The 16,083-nt window shown below is 51.8% G+C and carries 19 protein-coding genes; 3 read left to right on the top strand and 16 right to left on the bottom strand.

All coding sequences use genetic code 11. The features are described from left to right. Positions 1 to 141: 141 nt before the first annotated feature. The 13 genes from EDI28_RS27610 to flgB all read right to left on the bottom strand — a co-directional run bounded on the left by EDI28_RS27610 (position 142) and on the right by flgB (position 11,909). A complete protein-coding gene (locus EDI28_RS27610; RefSeq protein WP_128785644.1) occupies positions 142 to 1,407 on the bottom strand; it encodes a flagellin N-terminal helical domain-containing protein in 1,266 nt (421 codons plus the stop codon). A gap of 407 nt (positions 1,408 to 1,814) precedes the next feature. Then, entirely contained in the window at positions 1,815 to 2,900 is a 1,086-nt protein-coding gene (locus EDI28_RS19925) for a hypothetical protein (RefSeq protein WP_128785645.1), read from the bottom strand. A gap of 67 nt (positions 2,901 to 2,967) precedes the next feature. After that, positions 2,968 to 3,882, bottom strand: coding sequence for a flagellar hook-associated protein FlgL (gene flgL, locus EDI28_RS19930; protein ID WP_128785646.1), 915 nt, complete (start codon positions 3,880 to 3,882; stop codon positions 2,968 to 2,970). A 24-nt stretch (positions 3,883 to 3,906) separates the two neighbouring features. Next, entirely contained in the window at positions 3,907 to 5,313 is a 1,407-nt protein-coding gene (gene flgK, locus EDI28_RS19935; protein WP_128785647.1) for a flagellar hook-associated protein FlgK, read from the bottom strand. Further along, positions 5,310 to 5,813: a rod-binding protein gene (locus EDI28_RS19940; protein WP_128785648.1), complete on the bottom strand. Its 504-nt coding sequence runs from the start codon at positions 5,811 to 5,813 to the stop codon at positions 5,310 to 5,312. Before EDI28_RS19940 ends, flgK begins: the two co-directional genes overlap by 4 nt. Further along, positions 5,813 to 6,916 carry a flagellar basal body P-ring protein FlgI gene (locus tag EDI28_RS19945; protein WP_128785714.1) on the bottom strand — a complete coding sequence of 368 codons (1,104 nt, stop codon included), beginning with the start codon at positions 6,914 to 6,916 and terminating at the stop codon, positions 5,813 to 5,815. Before EDI28_RS19945 ends, EDI28_RS19940 begins: the two co-directional genes overlap by 1 nt. 5 nt (positions 6,917 to 6,921) lie before the next feature. Then, complete coding sequence (gene flgH, locus EDI28_RS19950; RefSeq protein WP_128785649.1) at positions 6,922 to 7,581, bottom strand: flagellar basal body L-ring protein FlgH; 660 nt, start codon at positions 7,579 to 7,581, stop codon at positions 6,922 to 6,924. A gap of 10 nt (positions 7,582 to 7,591) precedes the next feature. Continuing rightward, positions 7,592 to 8,377 (bottom strand): flagellar basal-body rod protein FlgG, encoded by a 786-nt coding sequence (gene flgG / locus EDI28_RS19955; protein ID WP_128785650.1) that lies wholly within the window; start codon positions 8,375 to 8,377, stop codon positions 7,592 to 7,594. A 69-nt stretch (positions 8,378 to 8,446) separates the two neighbouring features. Next, on the bottom strand, positions 8,447 to 9,181 hold the full coding sequence (flgF, locus tag EDI28_RS19960; RefSeq protein ID WP_128785651.1) for a flagellar basal-body rod protein FlgF: 735 nt from the start codon (positions 9,179 to 9,181) through the stop codon (positions 8,447 to 8,449). A 12-nt stretch (positions 9,182 to 9,193) separates the two neighbouring features. Beyond that, a complete protein-coding gene (gene flgE, locus EDI28_RS19965; RefSeq protein WP_128785652.1) occupies positions 9,194 to 10,399 on the bottom strand; it encodes a flagellar hook protein FlgE in 1,206 nt (401 codons plus the stop codon). A gap of 32 nt (positions 10,400 to 10,431) precedes the next feature. After that, a complete protein-coding gene (locus tag EDI28_RS19970; RefSeq protein WP_128785653.1) occupies positions 10,432 to 11,103 on the bottom strand; it encodes a flagellar hook assembly protein FlgD in 672 nt (223 codons plus the stop codon). A gap of 9 nt (positions 11,104 to 11,112) precedes the next feature. After that, a complete protein-coding gene (gene flgC / locus EDI28_RS19975; protein WP_128785654.1) occupies positions 11,113 to 11,532 on the bottom strand; it encodes a flagellar basal body rod protein FlgC in 420 nt (139 codons plus the stop codon). A 5-nt stretch (positions 11,533 to 11,537) separates the two neighbouring features. Next, the gene (gene flgB / locus EDI28_RS19980) at positions 11,538 to 11,909 is read right to left on the bottom strand and encodes a flagellar basal body rod protein FlgB (protein WP_128785655.1); all 372 of its coding nucleotides are present in this window, start codon (positions 11,907 to 11,909) and stop codon (positions 11,538 to 11,540) included. Positions 11,910 to 12,054: 145 nt separating this feature from the next. Here flgB and flgA point away from each other — a divergent pair, with 145 nt between their 5' ends. From flgA to EDI28_RS19995, 3 genes are all read left to right on the top strand, one after another. Then, positions 12,055 to 12,804, top strand: a complete 750-nt coding sequence (flgA, locus tag EDI28_RS19985; protein WP_233353480.1) for a flagellar basal body P-ring formation chaperone FlgA — start codon at positions 12,055 to 12,057, stop codon at positions 12,802 to 12,804. 95 nt (positions 12,805 to 12,899) lie between these two features. Beyond that, positions 12,900 to 13,172, top strand: coding sequence for a flagellar biosynthesis anti-sigma factor FlgM (gene flgM / locus EDI28_RS19990; protein WP_128785656.1), 273 nt, complete (start codon positions 12,900 to 12,902; stop codon positions 13,170 to 13,172). Next, positions 13,172 to 13,606, top strand: coding sequence for a flagellar protein FlgN (locus EDI28_RS19995; RefSeq protein WP_128785657.1), 435 nt, complete (start codon positions 13,172 to 13,174; stop codon positions 13,604 to 13,606). Before flgM ends, EDI28_RS19995 begins: the two co-directional genes overlap by 1 nt. A 6-nt stretch (positions 13,607 to 13,612) precedes the next feature. Here the strand turns inward: EDI28_RS19995 and EDI28_RS20000 are convergent, their stop codons facing one another. Genes EDI28_RS20000 through fliH form a run of 3 tightly spaced genes read right to left on the bottom strand, consistent with a single transcriptional unit; the run spans position 13,613 to position 16,082 of the window. Continuing rightward, positions 13,613 to 14,044: a flagellar export protein FliJ gene (locus EDI28_RS20000; protein ID WP_128785658.1), complete on the bottom strand. Its 432-nt coding sequence runs from the start codon at positions 14,042 to 14,044 to the stop codon at positions 13,613 to 13,615. A 3-nt stretch (positions 14,045 to 14,047) separates the two neighbouring features. Beyond that, on the bottom strand, positions 14,048 to 15,388 hold the full coding sequence (fliI, locus tag EDI28_RS20005; protein WP_128785659.1) for a flagellar protein export ATPase FliI: 1,341 nt from the start codon (positions 15,386 to 15,388) through the stop codon (positions 14,048 to 14,050). Continuing rightward, positions 15,381 to 16,082 (bottom strand): flagellar assembly protein FliH, encoded by a 702-nt coding sequence (gene fliH, locus EDI28_RS20010; RefSeq protein WP_128785716.1) that lies wholly within the window; start codon positions 16,080 to 16,082, stop codon positions 15,381 to 15,383. Before fliH ends, fliI begins: the two co-directional genes overlap by 8 nt. Position 16,083 lies beyond the last annotated feature (1 nt).

Below are 16,083 nucleotides of genomic sequence, written 5' to 3' on the forward strand. Positions count from 1 at the left end.
AAATAGCACTACAAGCAAAATTCATACCATTTATAAATCAGTGATTTTAAAGGGACAGATAAAAAGAAAGCGGAAGTAAAACTTCCGCTCTGAATAATAAGCGACATAAAATAGCCGCCTGAAGTTATGCAACTACAACGATTAACGTAGTAGCTGAGAAACCATGCTTGGCATCTGGTTTGCCTGAGAAAGCACTGTGATACCAGCCTGCATCATTGTGTTCTGCTTAGTCATGTTGGCAGATTCTGCCGCGATGTCTGCATCCATGATGCGACCTTTCGCCACAGACATGTTCTCTTTGATGTTGCCCAGGTTATTGATCGTTGACTGGAAGCGGTTCTGCGTCGCACCTAGGTCAGCACGAATTGAGCCAACGTTTTCGATTAGCTTATCAATTTCAGTAACTGCAGTACCTGAATTAGCTTCTGATGTAACATCACCTAAAGCAGTCGTATTTAAGTCTGAAGCTTTCACTTCTACTTTGATTGTATTCGCACCAGCACCCGCACCGCCTGCTGTTTTAGCAGTGTAGTCATTTAGTGCTGTGACCGCAGTGTTCATATCGGCTACTGTTTGCGTACCTGCATCTACTTTTGTCTGGTAAGCTTCAGCGGCTGTTGCGACTGTTTCTAGGTCCGTCATTTTAGTTGAAAAATCATCAGGTAATTCAATTGCGTCTAATTTTGTACCAACCGCGATTAACGTGCCATCTTTAGCCTCTGTGATACCCGCAGCTTTTAGTGCTTCAACAGTATCAGCAGTCATTGCAAAGTTAGATGCTATAGCTGGATCTTTTAGTGCTGTTGCACCCGCTTTGATTTTTGTAAGATCAGCAGTTGTTGTTGTACCTAGAGTCTCAGACAATGCATCTGCGATATCTGCTTGTGCACGAAGGTTACCTTTACCATCATCAACAACGGCAGCAAGGTTCCCCGCACCTTTGTCTACATCGGCACCAACCTGGAAGTTAACGCCAGTATTCAACTTGTCAAATAGATTTTCACCTTTACCAAACATTGTAGTATCAACGATACGATCCAACTCTTTGCTTAATGCTTGGAATTCTTTGTCCAGTGCCTTACGGTCAGAATCAGAGTTGGTGCCGTTTTTAGACTGGACGGCCAAATCACGCTGGCGCTGCAGAATGTTGGTATATTCTTGCAGTGCACCTTCCGCTGTCTGAGACATTGAAATACCGTCATTGGCATTACGCTGAGCCACACCCAGACCGTTGATCTGAGAATCCATGCGGTTGGCAATCTGTAGGCCCGCAGCATCATCTTTTGCGCTGTTGATACGTAGACCGGTAGACAGGCGGTTCAATGATGTATTCAGAGAGTTCTGGGTGCCCATCATGTTGCGCTGTGCATTCATTGATGCGAAATTGGTGTTTAGGCTCATTGCCATGGGAATATTCCTCAGTTCAGTATTAAACGGTTTATGTCAAAACGGATGTCAAAACGGATGTCAAAACCAGCGTCGAAATGCTTGGGTCGAGGTTCGAATGACAGTACTTCTTGTCTTGTTACTTTTTTAATGCGACCTGCCCTGAGGAATGCTTAAACCTTTTTTCGGCTTTTTTCGGCTTTTTTTCGAAGAGAACCGAGGCAGCGTGATATGGCTTCCAATGCCATTGGCGGGGGCTTTGTCGCTATAAGTTGACTTACAGCCAACAGCTATACGCAACCACGCGCACGGTTAATAACACATAGTCAATAACGAGTACCAATAGGCAACAACAGAGAGTTACAACAGAAATAAAAAAACGAGCCGAAGCTCGCTTTTATATCTTTTTTTGAAAGAAAGAGAATAACTTAAGGTTCGAGTAACGCCACGACGTTATGACGTGAGGCATTGGCCTGGGCCAACAGGGTCGGCACCGCATTATCGATAAGTTGCAGCGACACGTCATCAGGCGCTTCCAGCCAGCTGGCTTCGATAACCCCGTCGGCATTGATCACTCCGGATTTCATCTGGTTAGTGGTCATCAACTGCTCCAAATCGAGACTCACCTGGCGCTGTACCTTACTCATCTGGCTCAGGGCCTGCTGAATTTTCTGCATCATGCGTTCAATATCCGCCAATGCCTTGCGGGTTGACTGGGGCTTGCCAAAATCAAGTTCCTGCGGCTCAACCGCAGCCTTGTCTTTCGATTCCAGTTTAGCCTTGACCGGATTGCCTGACGGTAAGATCTGCCCGCCACCGGACATCCAGATCCCTTTCTTGATTTCCGACCATTGCTCTTTCGGCACCGAAAAAGCGAGATCACCGTATTTGTCAACCTCAACCTGAATACTGCGCGGGGCAAACGCCTGACTTAACTTATCGGCAATTTCCTCGGTCGTTTCATCATTATCAATCCGCGCCCGCACTGAATTGGGCGTACCGGAATCAAACTGAAAGCGCAGGATTTCATCTTGCTGGCGCAGGGTATTCAGGCGCAGACCTTTCACCGAAAAGCCTTCTTGCTGCGGCTGCTCGCTTAACCGCGGGGTCAAGTCGTGATGCAGTACCTGCTCGCCTTCATATTTGGCTTCACGCGTCAGCTTCACCAGCTTGTTTTTCAACTGGTGTAACGACTGCTGCAGCTGGTCTTTTTTATTTTCCTGGGCATTGAGCGAACGGCGGGCCATCTGGCGTAGCTGCCCCAAGAGCTCACTCGCTTCCTGCAGTGCTTTCTGTGTACTCTGCGCCTGTGCGGCCTGACGATGCGCCTCGCTGGTCTGCACCAACAGGCTACCATTCTTACCAGCCAAACTCGAATGCTGTTGCTGCTGTTTCGGTTGTTTATCACTAACCTTTGCCACCGCAACAACGGGCAGCTGTTTCGCTATACGATCGGGCTGTGTACTGTCACTGCTGCGCAGAGTACTGTGGCTGGAGGTAATTTGATTAACCAATGTGGCCTCATATAATCAGTCGGATAGTGGCCGATAATTGGTTACCGACCCACTCGGGTTTCCCCGATTACATCAATTTAAACAGGGATAGATTCTGAATTTTACTATAAGTCATCTGGGTTGCCTGCAGTGCTGCCATCTGAGTATTCATCTCTAGAATCGCTTCGCTGTAATCCAGATCCTTTACTTCGCCGATCAGCTTGTTATTCAATAATTTGTTGTCTGCATGAGATCCCTCGATCCTCGCCAGCGCATTACGCTGACCACCAACATCCGTCCATACCTGATTGATGGTACTCATGGTGGTATCGAGATTGCTTTGTGCACTGGTCACACTGGCGGTAAGCCCACCTTGATCTATCGACGGATCACGCAAATCGGTTACCAGCTGATCCAAAGTGTTGAATATATCACTTCCGCCGCTAAAAAAGATCGCATCTGCTGTCTGGTTGGATGGAATTGTCATCGATTCTGCCACCTGAACCATCCGCTGATCGCTATTGCCCATATAGATGTACTTGCCTGTAGCCGGATCTTTTACCACTGGCTGGGTATCCGTCTGGGTACCGGCAAAAATATAATCGCCATTGGGATTTTTGCTGTTGGCAACATCGACCAGCTGATCCAGTATCGAATCCAGCTCCGTTGCGATCGCCTCGCGGCCTTCCTCGGTACTGTTGCTGGCATTAAGTACGCTGGTAACCAGCTCCTGCGCCCGCAAAACGGCATTATTTGATGCATCCAGATGGGATTCAGTCTGGCCCAGCTGCGCTTCCAGATTAGAAATGTTTTTCTGGAACTGGCTGATATTGGCCTGCTCACGATCGAGCATCATCAACTGCACCGAGCCGATCGGATCGTCCGACGGCTTGAGCATCCGCTCACCGGAACTCATCTGCATGAACGATTTATTGACCCCGGTAGTCGAGGTCTGCATGCTGGTGAGCATAACACTGTTGAGCTGAGCCGTACTTAAACGCATGTCTCTTTCCTCTATTTTTATCCGTTAGCGAAACATCGACAGGGTAATATCAAACAACTGTTGCGCCGTTGAAATAACCTTGGCATTGGCCTGATACATCTGGGTATAGTTCATGATATTGGCCGCTTCCTCATCGAGGTTGACCCCGCTAACACTGGCACGCTCGCCCTCGGCCTGATCCACCAACGACTTTGCCGCAGTGGTATCCGCTTCTAGCTGGGCTGTTTTAATTGCCCAGTCACCGGTAATACCGGTATAGCTGCTGTGGATACTTTTTCCATCGAGAACCGTAATCGCATTCTTGAATTTTTCCGCCTCGGCGGGATCAAGCTTGCTGGTATCAATCGCTATCGGGGCATTTTTCAGATCAATCAGCTGCTGCAGGTTCTCGCTATTGCCAGGTTCACCTGCTTTGGCGGAAAAGGCCAGTTGCTTGGGATCGTCAATTAACAGCGACAGATTCTTTGCCGCACCATCAATCTGGTCGACGCCGCCGAATACCGCCTGACCCTGATCGCCATTCAGATCATACCCCTTACTGTGTGTTTCATTAAACTGGGTGGCAAAGCTATATGCCATCACATCGAGTTCTTTTTGCAAGTCTTTCAGTTCGCCGTCACGATAGTTCATCAGCCCGCCAATCGTTCCGCCGACCTTTTTACCCAAGGCAAAACGGCCATTGCCTCGCTGCAGTTCCAATCCGCCATCCTGAGTCTGATGTAGCTTGCTGGCCTGAGAGCCACTGACCAGAGGCTCACCCTGATCGAGACTAATCGTCACCGTACCATCATCGTTATAGGTAGTATTGACATTCATCTGCGACGATAGCTGACGAATGGCTTCGTCACGGGCATCAAGCAGCTCAGTCATTTTCTGCCCGTTGCCTCCGCTATTACGTAGACTGTCATTCATTTCGGCAATACTGGCCATCAATGAATTGGCGTCGGATACTGCGGCATCTAGCTGGCTACCCACCTGCTTTGACTGACTGTCTAGCTGCGTGCTCAGGTTATTGAAACGCTGCACCATTGACTGGCTCTGACTGATAATCGTCTGGCGGTAGGCAATATCTTGCGGCTTGGTCGATGCTTCGCTCAAGGCGGCATTGAAACGGTCCAGCCCGGTATTGACACTGGTGCTATTGTTATTGAGCAGCGTCTCGGTTTTTGCCATGTACTGAGAGCGGATCGCGTTATAACCCCAAGAACCTTTCTGCTTATAAATTTGCTGGTTCAGGTAATTGTCGGCCATTCGCTCAACACTGCTGACTCCGACACCCGCGCCGCTGCCCTGGCCACCGACCTCGGCACCGAAACCGATACGCTGACGGCTGTAACCGGGCGTCATCGCATTGGCTGTATTGTGTGCTGTGACTGAAAGCCCAGCATTGGCGGCACTCATGCCGGATAAACCGATATTAATTATGCTCATAATTCTTCGTCATCAAGATGGATATTCAGTTGCTGCGATAACGGTGCGGTATTCCCCCACCATGACCGTGATACTTTGCTGTACGAAGCTTCGGTATCACCGAGCAGCGGACTGGCTGCCACAGATGCATTTTTCAGCTCCTGTTGATTAACAGCGACCAGTTGGGGCTGCGGCTTAAATGCATCATGTTGCCCCAGCTGCCTCACCAGCATGTCGGCAATACCCAAACTTTGCTGCTGGCTCATTTCCATCGCAATCTGGCTGTCATGCATCGAACGATAAAACTTCTGCTGACGGCTATTGAATAAGGAGTCCTCCTCATCATTCAGCGCATCAGATGCCTGACGCATATGCTTGAGCACACTTTGCAAAAAAACTGCTTCAAACTGACCAGAGGCCTGCTTGAGGGCTTCGGTCTTGTCACCGTTGGCCTTGATATTCTGCAGGCTGGTTAAATCGTTATACATCGCCGAATTATTGTCGTTCTCGAGAATTTTCATTACAGCACCACCAGCTCGCCATCCAAAGCGCCAGCTTCATCCAACGCAATCAAAATCGCCATCAAGTCATTCGGCGTCGCCCCTAAACTGTTTACCGCATCAACGATAGTCTGCAGAGAAGTTCCCTCGTCGCTTTCAGGCCAGATAAATACTTTGCCGCGTTCTTGGTCAATAGACACATCAGACTCCGGTGTGACCGTCGTATTACCGCGGCCAAACGCATTCGGCTGGCTGACGTTGTAGTTCTCCACCACACTGACAGTCAGGTTACCGTGACTGACGGCAGCGGTATGTACCCTGACGTCTTTACCGACCACAATGGTACCGGTTCGGGCATTGAAGACGACCTTGGCCTTGCGCGGGCCGGGCTCAACATCGATATTTTCCAGCATCGCCAGAAAGGTGACTCGCTGGCTTTGATTATGCGGGGCACGGACGGTGATCCTTGCATGGCTCTGCGCGACAGCAACTTCCGGGCCAAATACCTTGTTAATTGCCTTCTCGATATTACGGGCAGTATTGAAGCCCGGCCGTTTTAAATTCAGCACCACATCGGTCGCGGTTAAAAACGAGGACGGTATTTCGCGCTCGATGATCCCGCCATTAGGGATCAAACCTGCGGTCGGGATATTTATGGTGATCCCGCTACCACTGTTACCTTGAGCGACGACACCACCCACGACGAGGTTGCCTTGAGCCACCGCATAAATTTGACCGTCGAGCCCTTTTAGCGGTGTTAACAGCAAGGTGCCGCCACGCAGGCTCTTGGCATCACCAATTGAAGAAACAGTGATATCCAATGACTGGCCTTTGCTTGCAAGCGGTGGAAGCGTGGCATGAATAGCCACGGCGGCAACGTTCTTGAGCTTAGGATCGGCTTTGGCCGGCAGCTGAACACCAAACTGGCTCAGCATGTTCTTGACCGACTGGGAAGTGAACTTGGTTTGGCTCTTGTCTCCGGTACCGCTCAGGCCAACCACCAGGCCATACCCGACCAATTGGTTATCACGCACGCCCTGGATATCCACCAGACTTAACAACGGACGGGCCTGAAGCAGCAAAGGGGTGGCCAGCAAAAGCAGGCCCGCTATAAATTTTTTCATCGCCATTAGATTGGGAACCAGGAGCTATTGAAGAATCGGGATAGCCAGCCGGATTCATTGGCATCTGCCAGTGCACCACGACCAGAGTAGGTGATCCGGGCATCGCCCAATCGCTGCGAGGAGACCCGGTTAGAGCCGTCGATATCATCAACCCGCACTAAGCCGGAAAGGCGGATATATTCATCCCCCTGATTGAGCTTGAGCCACTTTTCCCCCCGGATCCGCAGCACCCCGTTCGGCAGCACCTCGGCTACCATCACGGTAATACTGCCCGACAGCGAGTTTTGCTGCGAGCTTGATGACGAGCCTTTAAAGTCACGCTCGCCTTCCAGAGTAAACTGTCCTTTAGGCTGTGCTTTTCCGGCAATCAGCGGGATGCCAATTCCGACATTACTGTCTTTGCCATAGCTGGTACCGGCCTTTTTGCTGGAGCGGGTCTGCTCATCGAGCTCAACCGTTAAAATATCACCAAGACGAAAGGCCCGGCGATCCTGAAACAGCGCCATACCATAATTGGCACTGAACAAGCTGCCATCAGGGTCAACGGTGTACTCCGGAAATTCCATACTTGGCACCGATTCCTTCGGCTGCACATCGACAAGCGAAGAAACGGGCGCGCATCCAGTTAGCAACAGAACACCGAACAAATAAATTACGCGTAACATGCCTGAAAACTCACATTGACTGGCTGACGAATTTCAGCATCTGATCAGCACTCGATACCACTTTGGCATTCATTTCATAGGCGCGCTGGGTGGTGATCATATTCACCATTTCTTCCACCACGTTCACATTGGAACCTTCAAGGCTGAACTGGCTGATCTGGCCCAAGCCATCTTCACCACCCACCCCTTCAATCGGCGCGCCTGAAGCTCCCGATTCTTTGAACAGGTTTCCACCCAAGGATTCTAAACCCGCCGGGTTAGTGAAGTTTGCCAGGGTGAGCTGACCGATTTCCTGAGCCTGCGGATCATCTGCAGTCGAGATAGTGACGATGCCATCAGAGCCAACGCTAAAGCTCGTCGCATTCTCCGGGATTTCGATGTTAGGCATCAACGGCAAACCCGATGCCGTTACCAGCGCACCTTCCGAATTGCGATGGAACTGACCATTACGGGTATAGCCGGTATTTCCGTCGGCCATTTCCACCTGGAAAAAGCCCGAGCCAAGAATCGCCAGATCGGTTGCCTGCTCGGTATTCTGATAGGCCCCGGTTTTCATCAGCTTTTGGGTACCGACAGTGCGAACACCATTACCCAGCTGCAAACCACCCGGTGTTTCATTTTGCTGATCAGCCATTGAGCCCGGCTGTTTTTTCATCTGATAGAACAGGTCTTCAAATACCGCACGATCTTGCTTGAAGCCGACAGTGTTCACGTTGGCCAGGTTGTTTGAGATAACCTGCATTTGGGTATCTTGTGCCGCCAGGCCGGTCTTGCTGACCCAAAGTGCTGCATGCATGTGGCGTTGCTCCTAAAAAATATTCAGCCCCTGAGTAGTAAGGACTGTGATCGTTCTAATTGGCCGGGATTAATTACCGCGTACAATGCGATTACCGGCGGTGGCCAAATCTTCTGCGGTCTTCATCATTTTGACTTGGAACTCAAAGTTCCGGGACAGGGACATATTGTTGATCAGCGAGTCAATCGCATTCACGTTGCTGCTTTCAAGGTAGCCTGCCGCAACCGTAACCGTGTCATCCATTTCGGCCTGTCCACCTGCACCCGCGACACGAAATAGACCATCTTCTCTTTTGTGTAAATTGGCCAAGTCCGGTTTCACCAACTTAAGTCGGCCAACTTCCTGCACGAGTCCGCCTCCCTGCGGCACAATTGAAATCGTACCGTCGGTACCCACATCCAGTTGCTGATATTCAGGGATCACTACCGGGCCACCCTCGCCCATTACCGGCCGGTCGCCGAGCATCAGCCCGCCATCCTGATCAAGATGAAAGTTACCGGTCCGGGTATAGGCTTCATCATTTTCTCCGGCTTGCACCGCAAAAAAGCCCTCACCACGAATAGCAATATCAAACGGATTATCGGTATTTTGCAGGGCGCCGCTGGAAAAGTCCGTCCCGCCCGATCTTGCCGCAACCAAGGTACGGCTGTTATAGCCCTCCCCTTTTACCGCAATACTTTCGGCCTGTTCGATATCCGCCCGGAAACCGGTAGTATTGACGTTGGCCAGGTTATTGGCATGTACCTGCTGGGCCATCATGACCCGGCTGGCGCCAGACATGGCGGTGAATAACAGCTTATCCATTACCGGCTCCTACTACAGATTTTGGAACAATATCTGGGTCATTTCCTGAGACACCTGGATCGTCTTGGCATTGGCCTGGTAGTTGCTCTGCGCCGACATCAAACCAACCATCTCATTAGTCAGGTCAACGTTCGAGCCTTCATATACACCAGTGCGAAGTGAGCCCATCTGGCCAGTATTGGCCGTTCCGGTCAATGGCGCACCAGAGGCAAAGCTCTGAGTCCAGCGGGTACCACCAGCCTGTTGCAAACCTTCCTGATTCGGGAAGCGTGCCAGCACAACCTGGCCCTGGGCCTTGGTCTGGCCATTGGAATAACGTGCGTACACCGTGCCGTCATCTTCGAAATACCAGCCCGCAAGCTTGCCCGGCGCGTAGCCATCCTGGGCATTTTTATTGATTGAGAACTTGCTGCCGTACTGGCTCACTTCGGCCATATCGAAGGTAACTGTTTGCTGGTTGGCACCGTTGCCTGGAGCAAAGTTCAGGCTGACACCACCTGCCGGCGTTACAATCTTACCCTCGGCATTGAACACTACCGCCTCTGTCTGTATCGGCGTCTTCTGATCATCAAGTACATAATGTGCCTGCCACTGATTGTCGCCAGTTTTGACAAAGTACTGGGTCATCTCGTGCTCGCCGCCAATCGAGTCATAGATAGTCGTGGTCGTTCTGGTAGTGAAAGTGGCTGGGTCTTCAGGGTCAAATGGGGTTTTAGCCGTATCGATAGCAGCAGAGTTGGCATCCAGGTTAAGACCCTGATTAACTTTTGTGGTTATTTTTGCCGCCATATCACCGGTGCTGACACTCAGGTCGGCCATATTACCGGTCTGGATCTGGCCTGTATCCGTCGCATCATAGCCTTGTAGGCGGTAGCCATCAGCCGTCACCAGATAGCCGTCGGCATCCAGGTTCATTACCCCGTTGCGGGTGAACATCTGCTGGCCGTTGCTCTGCACCATGAAGAAACCTTCGCCATTGATCGCCAAATCACTGTTGCGGCCGGTTGGCGTGGTGCTACCACTCATGAAGCTCTGGCGGGTAGTTGATACCTCGACACCATTCATCTCGCCACCGCCAAACTGTGGCGCATAGATATCCTGAAACTCGGTACGTGATGATTTGTAGCCAATGGTACCGACGTTGGCGATATTCTGGCTGATGGTGTTCATTTGTTCGGTGGTGGACTTGAGGCCACTCATACCAATATTAATTGACATTACCTTTCCTACTTTAATTCTTGTTGACGTGATTACGCCGTTATTTCACGCATATCGTACATAGACATCTTGCCCAGCCCCTTGAGACTTAGCAGGATCGCACCGCCGCCAGACGGAATATTGACCGACTCAACCTCGGCAGCAATCATCATTTTCTGGCTCCAGGCATCATCGCCTTTCTCAGCCAGCACCTCGAAGGTATAACTGCCTGAGCCCAGATCATCGCCGTCGATCTTGAATTCCGCCATGCCAGAGCCCTGAGGACCAAGCTTGATTTCATCAACCACTTTGCCATCTTCGTCGTAGACCATGACCTTGGCACTGTCGACCGATTGATCGAACTGGACCCGACCGTCAATCACCTGGCCTTTGGCCACGTCGACCTCCTGGTTGGCCTCCATCAGCACTTTCTTGCCAACGAGATTGGTCGCCTGCAGCATCTCCACATTGGTCATACCGATGTTGAGGTTCGCTAACCCCGACTTGACCCCTTCCAAGCTCTCGACAGCTGACATCATGCCCAGCTGGGTCAGGTACTCAGTGCCGTCTGTCGGATTGAGCGGGTCCTGATTCTGAACCTGGGCGACCATCATGGTCAGGAAATCATTGCTGGACGGATTCATTCCGTTGCCGGCCACCTGAGGTTCTTTAGGTGCCGCCTTTGGGCTGTACTGACTGGTGGTGCTAATTTGTGGCAAACTCACTTAAGCCTCCTAACTTGACTGACCCAGACGCAAAATACTCTGCTGCATGCTGCGAGCTCGGCTCATTACATCAACACTGGTTTCGAAACTTCGGGATGCCGCCATCATGTCCGCCATTTCTTCAACCGCATTAACCGTCGAATGAAAGACATACCCGTCTTTATTTGCCTTCGGATGATTCGGTTCATAGCGACGGCGTAGTGGCTCGTCACTCTCAATCACATCCTCAATTTGCACTTTCGCGCCTGCTGCCGGGCTATTGAGATCCACCATCACAGTGGAAAATACCGGTCGCTTAGCGCGATAGCCGGTTTGCTCAGAGCCCGACACCACGTCTGCGTTAGCCAGGTTACTGGCCACCGTGTTCAGACGTACGGTCTGTGCCGTCATTGCGGAACCGGCGATGTCATAAATCGTAGAAAAAGCCATAGCTGTTACTGTCCGTTAATGGCTTTTTTCAAGCCGCTGAGTTTCATATTCAAAAAAGTAGTACTGGTCTGAAAAGCCATTGCATTGGCGGCGAACTGGGCTTGCTCCACCCCCAGCTCAACGGTATTGCCATCCTGTGCGGGCTGCTGCGGAGCTCGATAGAGCAACTCGTAGCTTTGAGGACGACGGCGGGCCTGATGTTTGGCCCTTGCATCATTGGCCACCTGCTTCATTGCCTCTTCGAAGCTAATATCGCGCGCCTTGAAATTAGGGGTATCGACATTGGCCAAATTACTGGCCAATACTTTTGCGCGTTGTGTTCGAAACGCCAATGTATTAGGGTGTACCCCCAGTGCTTGTTCAAAGTTAATTGCCATTATTTGCCGCCATTACTTATCACTATTGTTCATCGCAATCATGCCTAGATGCACACCGTTGTGATGGTCAAACCAGAACGATAACAAGCACAAAACGTGCCAACAGTTATACCCTTTTTATTCAAACAGTTATGGTTGTATCAGCGTGGATCAAAAGCCAATGCGGAAGTACCACTTCCGAGCGGAAACTGTCCTAATCGCCTGCTTGCTCGGATATGCAGTACCTTCCGCCTGTCTGGCAAAAACCACACCGACAGTCTCGGCAGGCACATCTTCCGCCCAGCAAGAAGTTTCCCGCTACCTGAAACAGCAGGTTCGGCGCTACGCCGCCAGCATTGGCAGCCGCGACTATCAAATTAATCTACAGCCCCTCGCGGAACTTCCCCGATGTAATAAACCATTGCAGCAAACGCTAAGTGAACCGACGCAACCTGTCGGCCGGCTATCCGTAACGCTGGAGTGCCACCAGCCCAGCTACTGGAAAGCCAGGGCCAGGGCCGAGGTGGCCATTTTTCTTCCGCTCGTGGTTGCCAAGCACCCTCTGGCCCGCAACCAAGCCATCACCCGGGCCGATCTCAGCCTCAAACGCAGTAACTTGGCCTATTTGCGCCACAGTTATTTCACCGATATCAGTGCCGTAGCCGGGTTAAACAGCCGCCGAAAGATCATAGCCGGAAAAATTATTAGCCCGCGAATGATCGAGGCGCCTGAGCTGGTACAGCGTAATGAAGGAGTGGTCATCGAAGCCCGCATGGGTAGCATGACCGCTAAAATGAAGGGAGTTGCACTGGAATCGGGGACTCAGGGTGACTCGATCAGGGTCCGAAACCTGTCGTCCAACAAAGAGATTTTCGCAACGGTGATCGGACAACAAAGAGTGCAAACAACCTTTTAATGGTAATATATCCAAATAACCACAAAATAATTTAAGCGTTCCGCTGATTGGTCGCTTTAGATCAGTAACCGCACATCTGTTTTTATGTGAAGACTATGATTGGAAAAATATCTCACTCGCAGCCCGTCGCATTGCCGACGGAGGCAGCAAACAAACCTGCTGGGGCAAAAGCGGCACCAGTAGCACAAGTTGAACTCAGCCATGACATGCAATCGCTGCAATCAGCCAAGCAGGCTATGGCGAAAACCAGCGATGTCGATATGGATAAAGTTGCCGAAATGAAGGCAATGCTGAAGTCAGGCAATATCTCAGTCAATCTGGACTCGCTGGCAGGTAGCATGGTTGACTTCTATCAGGGACAGAGCTGATGGCCTCACAAGCCGAACTGGTCAAAGCCCTGCTCAGTGAGCTGGCTCTGGATGTAAAAAGCTACCAGCAACTAGCGCGACAGCTACAGCATCAGGAAACACTCTTGGTTAACCGAGACAGCCAAGCGTTGCTGACACATAATGCCCAGCTCCAGCAGCTGATGAAACAGCTCGGTGATCACGCACAGCGCCGATGCGAATATCTTGAATCTTTGGGGGTTAGTGCCGATGATACCGGCATGAAACGCCTGCTTGCGGCCCTGCCTGCTCAGTACCAGCAGCAAGGCAACGTATTATGGCAACAACTCTATGAGTTAACACTGCAATGTCAGGAACGTAATAATTGCAACGGACGCCTGCTGGCACAGCAGAAGCAAATGATTGATAAGCTACTGAAGCCTGAGCAGCAGTATTGCTATAGCCCTGGCTGCTGAGCTCGTTCAACGACGGTGAAAAAAACGATTCATCGACAGTTCGTCCATCACTTTCTGCTCCTGCCGTTCCTGCTTGCGCTGGATTTGGGCCAGGCGCTTATCAATGATCTTATCGCCCATTTTAACCTGACAGTGCTGCTCAACCAGACGGGTATTCATACTGCGAAGCTCTACCTGCGACAGCGCCAGTTCCTGACGCTGGAGGTTGGTTAAATTGTCCAGCTGATGACGGAATCGCCCTATCCCCTTGAGCAACAAAGCCGAGGTTTCGCTACCACTAGCCACCGCATATTGACCAGACAGATCTTCCAACAGATCCAGACGCTGCTGATGAGCATGGGTTTGTCGGTTAAGCTCGGAATGCTGTTGCTGTAACTCATCAAATTTCTTCTGTTGCTGATCACGCCAGCCCTGTACCACTTTCACTCGCTTTTTCACGGCTTACTGCCCTCCGGCCAGTTGCATCATCTGTTGCTGACTGTCGCTAAGCGGAACCTGTTCATGCATTCCCTGCTGCAGGAAACCACAAATTTCAGGGTAATAATGCACGGCCATATCCAAATTTTGGTCTTGCCCAGGCTGGTAACCACCGAGAGAAATCAAGTCCTGCACCTGACGGTATCGGGCATAGAGCTGTTTCACCCGCTGGGCTTTTTGCAGCTGCTCCGGCGCGACCACCTGAGGCATAGCGCGGCTGATAGACTGCTCGATATCAATCGCCGGATAGTGCCCCTGCTCGGCCAGTTCACGATTAAGAACAATATGACCATCCAGAATGGCTCGTGCGGCATCGGCAATAGGATCTTGCTGATCATCCCCTTCCGACAGTACGGTATAGAACGCGGTTATCGAGCCATGCTCGGTCGCACCGTTGCCGGCACGCTCAACAAGCTGCGGCAACAAGCTGAATACCGACGGCGGATAGCCCTTGGTGGCCGGCGGCTCGCCCACGGCCAAGGCAATTTCACGCTGGGCCTGCGCATAGCGCGTCAGCGAATCCATCAGCAGCAGTACGTCATGGCCCTGATCACGAAAGAACTCAGCGATACGGTGGCACAGCATCGATGCCCGCAGCCGCATCAACGGCGGATCATCCGCCGGCGAGGCAATAACCACTGCATTCTTCATCCCTTCGGGACCCAGTGAATGCTCGATAAACTCGCGTACCTCACGGCCACGCTCGCCAATCAGCCCGACCACGGTAATTTCGGCGGTGGTATTGCGGGTCATCATCCCGAGCAGCACACTCTTGCCGACACCACTACCGGCAAACAGCCCCATCCGCTGCCCCTTGCCGACACTCAGCATGCCGTTGATCACCCGGACCCCGACGTCCAGCTGGGTAGAAATCGGCAGACGCTGCAACGGGTTGATGGTGTCACCATGAAGGTTGATTCGCTGCTCGGCCGAGATAGCACCGCGGCTATCCAGAGGCTCGCCGAGGCCATTGAGAACCCGGCCCAGCATGCTGTAGCCGACATTGATTTTACTATCGCCCTGAAGCGGCAGCACCCGGCTGCCCGGCCGCAACCCGGTAGTATGGCGAATTGGCATCAATACCGAGGCATTGCGGTCAAACCCTACCACCTCTGCTTCGACCAAGGTGCCGAGATCGGTTTCAATCATACAGCGCTGGCCGGTGCACAGACGACAGCCGACGGCTTCCAGGGTCAGTCCCGCCATGCGGGTTAGCCGCCCGTAAGTACGGGCAACCGGTACATCAGGAACCTGCTCGACAGCCGAGGATAAACGAGCATTCAGCTCCTGGAATAAATCACGCATCAGTTAACAGGTTGTCCCGTATTGATTCCATGCAGGCCTCAAGACGCTCTTCGCTATCGGCAAACGACTCCGAATCACGGGTCACCACCCGGCAGCTGCCGACCGTCAACGAGTCATCCGGCTTGAGATTCCAGCCACTGACCAGATCCGGTACAAGCTCCACCAGCCGCTGGCAATCCTGCGGGTTGAGGTAAGTTACCAACTCCGGTTTCTGCTCGGGCATCTGCGCCAGGGTTTCTTCAATCAAGTTCACCATCTGGCTCGGCTTGAGAGTCAGCTCGGCACGGATCACCTGGCGGGCGACCTTCTGTACCAAATCGCAAATCATTTCGCTCTGCTGGCGGACGTGCTGGTGAAATACCTGCTGGATCTGCTGCATCAGATGATCAACCGAAGCCACAGTACCGCCCATTTGCTGCTGGACCTGTGTAACACCTTCGCGAATCCCCTGCTGGCGACCTTGTTCCAGTCCTTGCTGCTGACCAAACTGCTGGCCCTGAGCCAGCCCTTCCTGGTAACCCTGCTCATGGCCTTTTTGCTGGCCGTCCTGAAACCCGCTGTTAAATTCATCCTGATAAGAGCTTGTTGGCTCATCGCCGAACAAGTCCTCCTCCGGTTGAACCAGCGGCGGAAAATGATAGTTCCGATACTGCCCCGGCTGGGGGTGAAGAACGGTTACTGCCTGCTTCTTCATC

It is taken from the genome of Photobacterium chitinilyticum (assembly GCF_004104355.1).
Taxonomy (GTDB): Bacteria; Pseudomonadota; Gammaproteobacteria; order Enterobacterales; family Vibrionaceae; genus Photobacterium; species Photobacterium chitinilyticum.